At 65.4% G+C, this 12,133-nt stretch carries 10 protein-coding genes; 5 read left to right on the top strand and 5 right to left on the bottom strand.

Translation table 11 applies throughout. The features are described 5' to 3' along the window. The first annotated feature begins 1 nt into the window (after window position 1). Window positions 2-1,330, top strand: a complete 1,329-nt coding sequence (locus tag E3O11_RS10555) for a M1 family metallopeptidase (RefSeq protein ID WP_092451052.1) — start codon at window positions 2-4, stop codon at window positions 1,328-1,330. Between the two features lie 253 nt (window positions 1,331-1,583). On the opposite strand, the gene E3O11_RS10550 is transcribed toward E3O11_RS10555, so the two are convergent. Further along, window positions 1,584-2,225 (bottom strand): 4'-phosphopantetheinyl transferase family protein, encoded by a 642-nt coding sequence (locus E3O11_RS10550; protein WP_092451050.1) that lies wholly within the window; start codon window positions 2,223-2,225, stop codon window positions 1,584-1,586. Window positions 2,226-2,272: 47 nt separating this feature from the next. Here E3O11_RS10550 and E3O11_RS10545 point away from each other — a divergent pair, with 47 nt between their 5' ends. From E3O11_RS10545 to E3O11_RS10535, 3 genes are all read left to right on the top strand, one after another. Further along, a complete protein-coding gene (locus tag E3O11_RS10545; protein WP_092451048.1) occupies window positions 2,273-3,289 on the top strand; it encodes a magnesium and cobalt transport protein CorA in 1,017 nt (338 codons plus the stop codon). A gap of 67 nt (window positions 3,290-3,356) precedes the next feature. Beyond that, window positions 3,357-7,136, top strand: a complete 3,780-nt coding sequence (locus tag E3O11_RS10540; RefSeq protein ID WP_092451047.1) for an ATP-binding protein — start codon at window positions 3,357-3,359, stop codon at window positions 7,134-7,136. Next, complete coding sequence (locus E3O11_RS10535; protein ID WP_092451045.1) at window positions 7,133-7,351, top strand: hypothetical protein; 219 nt, start codon at window positions 7,133-7,135, stop codon at window positions 7,349-7,351. Before E3O11_RS10540 ends, E3O11_RS10535 begins: the two co-directional genes overlap by 4 nt. Window positions 7,352-7,520: 169 nt before the next feature. Here the strand turns inward: E3O11_RS10535 and E3O11_RS10530 are convergent, their stop codons facing one another. From E3O11_RS10530 to E3O11_RS10515, 4 genes are all read right to left on the bottom strand, one after another. Further along, on the bottom strand, window positions 7,521-9,515 hold the full coding sequence (locus tag E3O11_RS10530; RefSeq protein ID WP_092451044.1) for a leucine-rich repeat protein: 1,995 nt from the start codon (window positions 9,513-9,515) through the stop codon (window positions 7,521-7,523). A gap of 121 nt (window positions 9,516-9,636) precedes the next feature. After that, window positions 9,637-10,128 (bottom strand): large conductance mechanosensitive channel protein MscL, encoded by a 492-nt coding sequence (gene mscL, locus E3O11_RS10525; RefSeq protein ID WP_241994699.1) that lies wholly within the window; start codon window positions 10,126-10,128, stop codon window positions 9,637-9,639. A 3-nt stretch (window positions 10,129-10,131) separates the two neighbouring features. Next, window positions 10,132-10,476: an FmdB family zinc ribbon protein gene (locus E3O11_RS10520; protein ID WP_092451042.1), complete on the bottom strand. Its 345-nt coding sequence runs from the start codon at window positions 10,474-10,476 to the stop codon at window positions 10,132-10,134. A 109-nt stretch (window positions 10,477-10,585) separates the two neighbouring features. Beyond that, complete coding sequence (locus E3O11_RS10515) at window positions 10,586-11,164, bottom strand: 5-formyltetrahydrofolate cyclo-ligase (protein WP_092451040.1); 579 nt, start codon at window positions 11,162-11,164, stop codon at window positions 10,586-10,588. 34 nt (window positions 11,165-11,198) lie between these two features. Here E3O11_RS10515 and galU point away from each other — a divergent pair, with 34 nt between their 5' ends. Beyond that, window positions 11,199-12,092: a UTP--glucose-1-phosphate uridylyltransferase GalU gene (galU, locus tag E3O11_RS10510; RefSeq protein ID WP_092451038.1), complete on the top strand. Its 894-nt coding sequence runs from the start codon at window positions 11,199-11,201 to the stop codon at window positions 12,090-12,092. Window positions 12,093-12,133: the final 41 nt, after the last annotated feature.

The following is a 12,133-nucleotide window of genomic DNA, read 5'->3' as shown; positions in this document are numbered from 1 at the left end:
GATGGGCCAGACTCTGCAGACCACTCACGGTGCCGCCAGCGCCGGCGACCCCTATATTCCCACCTCCGGCAACGGCGGCTACAGCGCCGAGCACTATGAGCTGACCCTCGACTACCGAGTGGCCACCAACCGGCTGAACGCCACCGCGATCATCACCGCGCGGGCGCTGATGCGGCTGGACCGATTCAGTCTCGATTTCGCCGGGCTCAGCATGGAAAAAGTCACAGTGAACCGCGCGCGGCCGGCGAAGGTGACGCACACGGCCCGCAAACTCGTGATCACGCTCGCCACACCGGTGGAAGCCGGGGCCCTGTTTGAGGTCGTGGTGCGTTATCGCGGGGCGCCGCATCCGGTGCGCAGCAATTGGGGTGATGTCGGCTGGGAAGAACTCGACGACGGCGTACTCGTCTCTGGGCAGCCCTGCGGGGCCCCCTCCTGGTTTCCGTGCAACGACCATCCGAGCAACAAGGCCACCTTTCGCATCACCGTCGGCTGTGAATCCGGGTACACCGTGGTGTCCAACGGGGTGCTGTCGGCACAGTCGAGTCGCTCTGGGCGCACCAGCTGGACCTTCGACGTGCGGGAGCCAATGGCCACCTACCTCGCGACCGTGCTGATCGGTCGGTACCGCCGCCGCGACCTCGCCGCCCGGCCGGTCGCGCACAGCCTGTACTTTCCGGCTGAACTGGCCACCCGGGTCGGCACCGACTTCGCCCGCCTCACCGAGATGATCGCGTTCTTCGCCGACCGATTCGGGCCGTATCCGTTCGCGTCATACTCCGTCGTCGTCACCGAGGACGAGCTGGAGATTCCGCTCGAGGCGCACGGCCTGGCCGTGTTCGGCAGCAACCACGTCGACGGCAACCACGGCGAAGACCGGCTGATCGCCCACGAACTGGCGCACCAGTGGTACGGCAACAGCCTCACCGTGGCCCGCTGGCAGGACATCTGGCTGCAGGAGGGTTTCGCCTGCTACGCCGAATGGCTCTGGGAGGAGGAACGCGGCGGTCGCACCGCCGACGTTCTGGCCGCCCTGCACCGCGGCAAGGTCGCTGCGCTGCCCCACGACATCGTCGTCGGAGACCCGGGCCCGCACGCCATGTTCGACGACCGCGTTTACAAACGGGGAGCGCTCGCCCTGCACGCCATTCGCAAGTCGCTCGGCGACGAGGCCTTCTTTTCAGCCCTGCGCGCATACACGTTGGCCCGGCGGCACGGGTATGTCTCCACCGATGACTTCATCGAGTTCTTCGCCGAGCACACCGGCAGTCGGGCGATCGGCGGGTTCGTGGCTCGCTGGGTGCAAGAGCGGCCCCTGCCAAGCCTCTAGCTGCGCTGGGTGCGGTAGCGGGCTCTGCCGAGCCGATAGCCGCGCTGGGCGGGTGGCCCGGCTCGTGCGCTCCGCTGGAGTCGTGCCAGTGCGCGGGGTGGTGAGTGGCCTCGGGGTCGCGCGTATCGCGGGTGTTGCGCCGCTGCGCGGTAGTTGGGCCTCCCGCGCAGCGGCGCAAGTCCCGCGCAGCATGAAATGGATGCCGGCGGCGGCGCCTGTGGGCACCAGCAACAGGCATCCGTTACGCTGCGCCTCACGTTTGGGGGAGCAGCACGATCCGGGGCGCTTCCGGGCCGAGGGTCGCCACCGTGCCGACCAGGCCTGGGCCGGCGTCGAAGCCCGCCAGGTGCAGGTCGGCCAGATCGAGGGAAGCGCCCGGCCAACTCAGCAGCTGCCACCGCGGCTCCATCACGAGAACGGATGCCGCCGCTTTCGGGTATACAACGGTCAGCTCCCGCGGGTCCACCGTCAGCCCCGCCCCGGACAGCTTGAGCACCGCTTCCTTCGCCGTCCAGAGCGTCGCGCGCACCCGGTCGCGTGCCGCCATCGGCACCGCCCACAGGGCTTCTTGCTCGGGCCCGTTGAACGCGACGTCGTCGAACCCGGCCCGGCCGACCGCGCTGACGCTCTCGATATCGACACCGATCGGCCCGGCCAGCGACACGGCGACGGCGACGGTCGAGGCGGCGCGGCTCAGGCTCACGAAGGTGCCCGGGGGCCGCAGCACGCGGGGTTTCCCGTGTGCGCCACCGCAGCGCTCGCAGCGCTGCGCGATGGTGACCTCGGTGAGCTCAACCCGGCAGACCCGGGCGACGGCCTCGGCCAGGTGCAGACGGTCGGTCTCAGGGAGCGGCGCCCGCGGAGCCAGGAAGAGGGAGACATCCGTTTGCGTCACTCTGCAACCGTACGCGGTGGCAAACTAGGAGCGAACAAGGAGAGCCCATGGCCCTGGTGGACAACGCGGTTTACGTGGACGGGCATCGGGTTTCGACACCGCCCAGCCTCGACGAGACCTTCGAGGCCATGAAGGAGCATAAGGGCTTCGCCTGGATCGGACTGTACCGGCCGAGCGAGGAGGAAGTGCGGGCCGTCGCCACCGAGTTCAGCCTGCACCACCTGGCCATTGAGGATGCTTTCAAGGGCCATCAGCGGTCGAAGATCGAGCGGTTCGGCGATATTTTGTTCGTGGTGCTGCGCCCCGCTCGCTATATGGACGACGAGGAACGCGTTGAATTCGGTGAGCTGCACGTCTTCGTCGGCCCGGACTTCGTCGTCACCATCCGTCACGCGGAATCGCCCGACCTCGCCCAGGTGCGCCAGCGGATGGAGCAGGCACCGCACCTGCTCGCCCTCGGCCCGGAAGCCGTGCTGTATGCGATTCTTGACCAGGTCGTCGACGAGTACGGGCCGGTCGTGGCCGGCCTCGAAAATGACATCGATGAGATCGAAGACCAACTTTTCGACGGTGACCCCGAGGTCAGCCGACGCATCTACGCCCTGTCCCGCGAAGTGATCGAGTTTCAACGAGCCACCCAACCGCTCGTGGGTATGTTTGAGGCCATGCAGCGTGGCTTCGACAAATACAACGTCGACCTGGAACTGCACCGGCACCTGCGCGATGTGCTCGACCATACCCTGCGCATCGTTGAACGCGGCGACGCCTTTCGGCAGCTGCTGCAAAACGCGCTGACCGTGCACAGCACCCTCGTGGGACAGGCCCAGAACGACGAAATGCGGCACCTGTCGGAGACCAGCCTGGCGCAGAGCGAAGAGGTCAAGAAAATTTCCAGCTGGGCGGCGATCCTGTTCGCACCGACCCTGGTCGGAACCATCTACGGCATGAACTTCGACCACATGCCCGAACTACATTGGACCCTGGGCTACCCGTTCGCGCTCGCCCTGATGCTCGCGATGGGATGCGCCCTGTACATCGTCTTCAAGCGTCGGGACTGGCTGTAAGGGCCAAATCACGCGAAACCCCGGCCGCCTCAAACAAAAACAGTGGTTTCGCAATTAGGGTATCCCTGTGTGGCACCTCGATAGAAAACAAGACGACGACGACGTGCTTTCCAAGTACCTGGACGTCGTCCCCATCGACCCGCAAAACGTGACCAGTCCCCACAACCTCAGTCTGGGCGATCCGGCGTTCACTGCCGGTAACATCGCCGAGCCGGTCTGGCAGCGCTGGCGCGATGAACTCGCCGCGCTCGGCGGGCGCTCCCCGCTGCTGCACTTCACCGACGAAGCCCGCACCCGCATCGAGCTCAGCGCCACCCATCCCGGGGGCCTGCCGCAGTTCATCATCGGCAAGACCACCCTGCTGTCCAACCTCATTCGCGATGAACTCGCGCTCCGCAACGCCCGGTTGGCCGCGAACGAGATCACCCAGAAGGGCATCGAACTGCGCTCGATGCGCGGCATCGAGTCGGTCAACCTCGCCATCGGCCTCGCCGAGTGGCGTTACCAGGACGTCGAGTACAGTGCCCCGGTACTGCTGCGCCCGCTTGCGATCCGCCGCTACGGCCGTGACTACGAGCTCAAGCTCAAGGGCCAGCCCTTTCTCAACCCCGAACTGGCCCGCGCGCTGAAGGACCAGTTTCAGATCGTGCTCGACGCCGACGCTTTTGTGGCGCTCGCCGTCACGAACGGTGCGTTCAAACCGCAGCCGGTCATCGACCGCCTGCGCGGCCTGACCTCCCATCTGCCCTGGTTCAACGTCGTGCCCCGGCTCGTCGTTTCGAGTTTCGCCTCCTGCGGCCAGGCACTCGCCGCCGACGCCTCGAACCTCGACCACCCGCTGCTCGACGCCGTCGCCGGTAATATGACCGCCAAGCGCAATATCGGGTCCGCCTACAACCCGGTGGTGCCGATCGGCCAGGATGCCCGTCCGCCCGCCACCGACACGCTGCTCGGCGACGCAGACCCAGAGCAGGAGAATGTCGTCGCGCAGATCGCGGCGGGAAACTCTCTGGTCGTGAAGACCCTGCCCGGAACCGGCGGCACCCAGACCATCGTCAACGCGATCGGCTCGCTCGTCGCCCAGCATAAGCGCGTGCTCGTGGTCAGCGCCCGCCGCTCCAGCCTCGACGGAATCGCCGGTCGCCTGGTGCAGGTGGGCCTGCCCGGCATCGCCGTGACTCCGCGCTCGCTGCGCCGCGACCTGATCCAGTCGATCACACGCAACGAGAAGGCCACCCAGCCGCGGGTCGGCGACGTGGACGATGCCCTGGTGCGCTTGCGCAAGGTGCTGCTCGACTACCGCGCGGCGCTCACCCGCCGCGATTCGGCGCTCGGCGTCTCTGTCCTCGATGCCCTGGGTGAGCTCGCGCGCCTCGCGCAGCTGCCGCAGCCGCCGTCGACGACGGCCCGGCTCGACCGGCACGCTCTCGAGCTGCTCGCTCACTCCCGATCCGCCGCCGCCAATACGTTGATCAAAGCCGCTATCCTCGGCGAGTTTCGGTACGGCCCCGGCGACTCACCCTGGTACGGCGCTTCCTTCACCTCCTCAGCGGATGCCTCCAACTCGCATCAACTCGCCAAGCGCATCAACCAGGTTGAACTGCCGCGGTTGCTTGAACGCGCCAACGGTCTGATCGGCCAGACCCGGCTGCGCCCGTTCGAGACGATCAACGAACTCGGCATCTACCTACGCCTGCTGCTCGATATTCGAGAAACGCTCGACAAGTTCCAGCCGGGCGTCTACGACCGCTCGCTGATCGAGCTGATCGCCGCCACGTCGTCGCGGCGTGAATCCTCCGAGATGAGCTCGGCCAGCCGGCGCCGATTGCGCAAGCTCGCCGAGGAGTACCAGCGCCCCGGCGTGCGGGTCAGCGATATGAACGAGAGCCTGCGCCGCATCCAGGACCAGCGCACGCTCTGGCAGCGCTACGCCGCCGCGGGAGTCACGCCCGAGGTGCCGGTCGGCATCAACGACGTGCACGTCGCTTTTCAGCGCGTCTCCGAAGACCTCGGCCTGCTCGACGTTCCCCTCGGCACCGTCGGCACGCCGCGCACCCTCGCCGGGCGTCAGCTCGGTGAACTGGTGTCGATGATCTCCGGCCTCGCCGCCGAGAGTGAGGTGCTCGCCAACCTGCACGAGCGCACCGCGCTGCTCGCAACGCTGCGCGAGCACAACCTCGACCCGCTGATGACCGACCTGTCCCAGCGGCACGTGTCTGAGGAGAACGTCGCTGTCGAGCTCGAACTCGCCTGGTGGCAGTCCGTGCTCGAGATTATGCTGGCGAGCGACCGAGCCCTTCTCAACGCGAACACGCAGGTACTGGACCGCCTCGAGGCCGATTTCAAACTCGTCGACGAGGCGCACGCATCCGCTTCGGGCAAGCTGCTGGCTTGGCTACTGGCCGAAACCTGGAAGATCGGCGTCGTCGACTTTCCCGAGGAAGCCGATCAGCTGCGCCGCCTGCTGCGCGCCGACCGGGCCACGCCAGCCCGGCTCAACGAGGTCGCCCCGCACCTCGGGAGGGTGCTCGCGCCGGTCTGGCTCGCCTCGCCGTACGAGATCGCCGACATCAGCGACCAGATCACCTTTGACACAGTGCTACTCGTCGATGCCGGAGCGACGACCCTCGCCGAAAACGTCGGCGCGATTCGCCGCGGACGCCAGATTGTCGCGTTCGGTGACCCGGTCACCCAGACGCCGTCAGCATTCGAGACCGGAATTTCGGCCTCGGGGGAGGCCGCGCCGACGCCCGATGTCTCGGTCGATGCCCTGCACGCCGACTCAGCGCTGGCCCGCCTCGGCGAACTGCTGCCGACCCTGACCCTCACCCGCAGCTATCGGGCCGGCGGCGAAGACCTCGCCGAACTGGTCAACCACCGCTTCTACGGTGGCCGTATCGACTCGCTGCCCTGGGCCGGAAGCTTTCTCGGCCACGGCAGCTTGACCATTAACTATGTTGCCGGTGGCCGTGGCATGCCCGACGCCGACAGCGGTGCCATCGAGAGCGTGGACGCTGAGGTCGTGAAGGTTGTCGACCTCGTGCTCGACCACGCATCGAAGCGCGCGCGCGAATCGCTCATGGTGATCACCGCGAGCACCCGGCACGCCGTTCGCGTTCAGCAGGCGGTGCTGGCCGCGTTCGCGAAGCGCACCGACCTGTCCGACTTCATCCTGAAGGATCGCAGCGAACCGTTCACCGTGCTCACCCTCGAGCAGGCCGTGGCGCAGAGCCGGGACCGGGTAATCTTCTCGATCGGCTACGGCCGCACCCCGCACGGGCGTCTGCTGTCGAACTTCGGTTCGCTCGGCGAACCCGGTGGCGAACGCCTGCTCGCGATCGGCATGACCCGGGCCCGCCGCGCGCTCGACATCGTGTCCTGCTTTCGCCCGGCTGACATCGACGAGGATCGTCAGCGCTATGGCATCCTCGCGTTGTCCCAGGTGCTCAGTGAGACCGAGGCCCGCCGCGACGAGGTGCAGGTTCCAGACGCGAGCGAGGCCATGCTCGTCGACCTCGGCGGCCGCCTCGAAAAGCTCGGCCTCAGCGTGCGTCTCGGGCACCGCGGCAAGCTCGCCCTGGCCGCCTCCTACGGCACGCGCGCCATCGTGGTTGAAACGGATGCCGTGGTCGGCCGCGCGAGTCTGCGCGAGTCCCTGCGCCTGCGTCCCGAAGTGCTGCGCCGCCTCGGCTGGCATTACCTGCGCGTGCACAGCTTCGAATTGTTTAGTAACCCAGACGCCGTGGCGGCGCGCGTCGCCGCCATCGCCGGTGTTCCTCAAACGGATGCCCCGCCCTTTGCGTCCGGCGACGCCTCCACGATCGCGCCGAAGCGGCCGGGCGCGTGAGCGCTCGGGACGATGCGCCGCGTCTAGGTACCGAGCGTCAGCCGATCGTGAAGGCCGCGGGCACGGCTCGGCGCGCCCGGCTGCTGCCGGCACCGGACACCGACCCGAACCCGCATCCGCCGGTGTTACGGGAAGAGGGCGGCGTCGCGCACACCGGAAGCGCACCCAGCGCGAACGAGACACAGTTGCTGCAGGATCGCCCGCCGCACTGGTAGTTGTGGGGTGCCGCCGCCGCTTGCGTCCGGCACGGCTCGCTTCGTGTCGAGGTGGTGACACCCCAGGAGCGGGTCAGCTGCTTCTCAGCTGAAACACCTCGACACCCCGCAGATAGCCTGCACCCGCGGCTACGTACGGGTTTCGGAACTACGGTTGCTGGTTGCGGCTCTAATACTGCGTCGCGGTTCGACGGCGATTGAGCAAGAGAACGGCCCCGAGGAGTACGAGTGCAAGTGCCGAGCCGATCGGTGCGGAGGCGTTCACTCCGGTCCCGGCTAGTGTGCTCGTCGCGCTTGTACTTGCGGCTGCGGCTGTAGTGCCTGTGCCTGTGCCTGTGCCCGTTCCGGGTGCGGGCTGCACGGTGATGTTGAGTACTGAGACGGCGCCGCTAGTCTGGCCAATCAGGACGAGGTGGTGGGCGCCGGTTGACAAGGCGGCGAGGTTGACGCCGTTGATGATGACCATGCCATTTACGACGGGGAACGTGCCGAGCAAAGTCGGTGAGGAGTACGCGTAGACATCGACAAAGCTGTCCGTGGGATCGGACCAGGGCAGGTTTCCTGAGAAGGGTTCGCTGGTGTCGAGCGAGTCGAGCGGGTTGCCCACTGTGGCTCCGGTGGCGATGAAGGCTGCGGAGGTGGCAGCGCTGTCGAGGCTGTTGTCGACGATGAAGGTCTCGAGTTCGGCGGTGGTGCTGGCCGGCGGTAACGCTGCGGGGTTCTGAGAGTTGACCCGCAAGGACTGGGTGGCGGTTCCGGTGTTGCCGGCCTCGTCGGTAACGGATGCTGAGATGGTGTAGCTGCCCGCAGTGACCGTGGGGGAGATTGCCCAGGTTCCGGTTCCGGTCGCTGTCGTCGTCAATGTTTGATCACCGAGAGCCACGGTGACGGTTGTGCCGGCGGCTTCGCCGGTGGTACCGGTGATCGCCGGTGTCAGATCGAGTGTGGTCACAAAGGCGCCGCCATCGATCGTGACGGTTGGCGCTGTGACATCGCGCACGACGGGCGTCGTGGCGTACCCCTGCCAGGGGTTGGTGAAGCCGGTGCGGTCCGAGAAATATGACACCGTCAGGCCGGTACTGAAGCCGAGCGAGCCTTGGTCCTGCTCAGAACCGGCAGTGAACACCGTGGGGGCATTGCCCGCGAAGGACACAGAAGTCAGATCGTTGACGAATTCATGGGACATAAAGTCTGATTGGTTGGAGAACGCCTGGTTACCGATGCTGGAAACTGACGCGCCGATGCTCACCGAGGTCAGGTGCCCATAAGCGAAGGCGAAGTCGCCGATTTCGGTGACGGAATTGGGAATGGACACCGACGTGAGCGCCGTCTGCTGGAACGCGCCTGCGGCGATTGTGCTGACCCCGCTACCCAAAGCCAACTCGGAAAGACGCCCGCTCACTGCAAATGCATACGGTCCGATGGTCGTGACTGAATCGGGGATGCTGATCGATTCAAGATTGTAGGAGAAGCCAAAGGCGTATTCACCGAGAGTTTCAACCGAGTCGCCGAGTACGACCTCGGTCAGATTGTTCAGGTGCTGAAAGGCGCCGTCGCCAATGGTGATGACGGAGTTGGGGATCACGACAGAGCCGATATTGTTGTCGGTGCCGTTGCCCTGCAGATGACCGCTGAAGGCCGTGCCGCCGATGTCGACGATAGATTCACCCAGATCGAGTGTGGTGAGTTTGTTGGCAAAGAAGGAGAAAGCGCCGACGGAGAGCACCGAGTCGGGCAGCGTGAGGGTGGTCAGGTCGTTGTCGGCGAAAGCGAATGCCCCGATGGTGATGACCGATCCAGGGATCGCGATGGGGTTCAGAGCATTGTTTTGGAATGCACCGTCCTCAATGGCGAGGATAGAACCAGGGATGGAAACGGAACTGAGTTTCGTGGACGTGGTGTCTTCGTACGCTACCCGGAAGGCGTCCACGCCGATGCTCGTTACCGGATACGAGCCGACGCTGGACTCAATGGTCACGCTCGCCGCAGAGTGGTCGTAGTCAGTGACCGAGGCGGTATTGGCCGCGTCGTCGAGCGTATACGTGACGCCGCTGATGATTTGGGTGGTCGTCGCGGCCGAGGCCGGGCCAGCCACAAGGAGGGAGGCAGCGATGAGCGCGAGCGCTGCGGCGCAGCCGCTCGCGCGCAAGAATAGCTGGTTCATCTGACCGCTCCTGTAATTCGTTCACCGTGCGGCCAGTCCGCGCGAATCGCCCGGGGGCGTGCTCACATTACCCCAAAGGGGGGGGAATAGGTGTTCCCCCGACAACGGGGAAGACGGTATTTTAGGCGGTGTGTTTGGAGCCCTCGTCGGAAGCGGCTGTTGCGGCGTTCCTGGCCAGCAGGTCGCGGATCTCGGTGAGCAGGTCGAGCTCGGTCGTGGGGTCGGCGACGACCTCGGAGGGAACCCCGGCGGCGCGGCGACGGTCCTGGGCTTCCTTGAGCTTGTTCAGCGGCAGCACGATCGCGAAATAGACAACGGCGGCGATCAGCAGAAAATTGATCAGTGCGCCGATGACGGCACCGAATAAGATGACGTCGCCACCACGTAGAGGCAGGACGAGCGAGTCAGCCAAAGACTCGGCGCTGAAGATCGACGCGATGAGCGGGTTGAAAATGCTCGTAACGATCGACGTGACGAGGGCGGTGAACGCCGTGCCGATGACGACGGCGACGGCGAGGTCGATGACGTTGCCGCGCATGATGAATTCTTTGAAACCGTTGATCACGGGGTGCTCCAAACGAATGACTTGGGCGACCGTCTTGGTCAGCGCCATGCTCTAAGACGCCTTGGCGGTCGGAACGGAGGGGGCCGCGGACTTGGCGGGTGTGCTGTCCGCCTTCTTCTCGGTCTTGGTTTCGGCCGGTTTACTCGCCGAGGAGTCGGACTTGTCGCTCGAGCTTTCGCTCGGCTTGCGGTCGAGATTCGGGTTGGACCGCTTCGCATCCGATTTAGAGTCGTTGCTGTAGAAACCGGAGCCGCTGAAGGTCACGCCGATCGAGGAGAAGACCTTGCGCAGTTTGCCCTGGCAGGTCGGGCACACCGTGAGCGAGTGGTCGGTGAAGGCCTGCTGGATGTCGAAGGCGGTGTCGCACTCGGTGCAACGGTAAGAGTAGGTAGGCACTGCATCTCCAGCTGGTTGAGCCGACAGGCAAAATGCCCGCCAGAACTAAGGTTAGGCGCGCTGGCGCCCCGTCACATGCAGAACGGGGTTCACGGGCGGTATTAAATGGTCAGAACGCGATGATTCTGGTCGGGGTGACGAGCCCGTTGACCGGTTGGTCGTGCACCTCGCGGGGAACCTCGTCGAGGTATTCGCTGTCGAAGACGACGGCGTAGACCGGCGGGCACTTTTCCATCGAGCCGAGGGTCTTGTCGAAGTAGCCGCGGCCCCAGCCCATGCGCAGACCGGACTCGTCGATGGCCGCTGCCGGCACGATGATGAGGTCGACATCGTTGATGGCGATCGGGCCGAGCAAGGTTCCGACTGCTTCGGGAACCCCGGAAATGCCGGTGAATTCTTCTTCGCCGTCGCCGACGGTCCAGTCCAGCAGACCGTCTTCGCGAGAAATGGGAAACAGAATACGGATGCCCTCTGCCGTTGCCCAGTTGAGAAAGGGCCGGGTATCGGGTTCATTGCGCGCCGACAGATAGCAGGAAATCGATCGGGCGGAGAGATCCACGACGAGGCTTTGCAGGTTTGCGGTGAAGCCGGCCGTGGCGGATTCACGCTCCGACGATGTCATGTTCTGGCGACGTTCGCGCAGCTCCGCTCTCAGCGCACGCTTTCGATGACCAATGTCGGAGTCCATATAAGGCATCCTACTTGCCACTAACCTAGGGCCCATGGGTACCCCGATAACTAAAGCCGTCATTCCCGCAGCTGGGCTGGGAACACGATTTCTGCCAGCGACCAAGGCCATGCCGAAGGAGATGCTGCCCGTCGTCGACAAACCGGCCATCCAGTATGTCGTTGAGGAAGCCGTTGCGGCCGGGCTCAGCGACGTGCTGATGGTCACCGGGCGCAACAAGAACGCCCTGGAGAACCACTTTGACCGCATGACCGAGCTGGAGGCCATGCTCGAACGCAAAGGCGACCAGACCCGGCTCGCCAAGGTGCGCGAATCCAACGAGCTTGCCGATATCCACTACGTGCGTCAGGGCGACCCGCGCGGCCTCGGCCACGCCGTTCTGCGCGCCCGCATGCACGTCGGCAACGAACCCTTCGCCGTGCTGCTCGGTGACGACATCATCGATGCCCGCGACCCCCTGCTCACCCGCATGCTCGAGGAGCAGGGCAAGCGCAACACCAGCATCGTGGCGCTGCTCGAGGTCGACCCGTCGCAGATTCACCTGTACGGCGCGGCCGCGGTCGAAACGACCGACGACCCGGACGTCGTGCGCATCACCGGGCTGGTCGAAAAGCCCAGCCAAGAGGATGCTCCCTCAAGCCTCGCCATTATCGGCCGCTATGTGTTGCGTCCGGAGGTGTTCGACATTCTCGAGCACACCGCGCCGGGCAAGGGCAACGAAATTCAGTTGACCGATGCCCTGCAGGAGATGGCCGTCAACCCCGAAACCACCGGCGGCGTGTACGGCCTCATTTTTCGTGGGCGTCGTTATGACACCGGCGACCGGCTCGACTACATCAAGGCCATCGTGCAACTCGCCGTCGATCGCGAAGACCTCGGGCGCGACCTCAAGCCCTGGTTGCACGAATTCGTCGCCACGCTCGACTAACGTTTTACAGAGCCCCACCGGGGTTTTCAGCCCACGACAGA

Source organism: Cryobacterium levicorallinum (genome assembly GCF_004402405.1).
GTDB lineage: Bacteria > Actinomycetota > Actinomycetes > Actinomycetales > Microbacteriaceae > Cryobacterium > Cryobacterium levicorallinum.
Note: the sequence above shows the minus strand (reverse complement) of the source record. Positions and strands in the feature narration are given on the sequence as shown.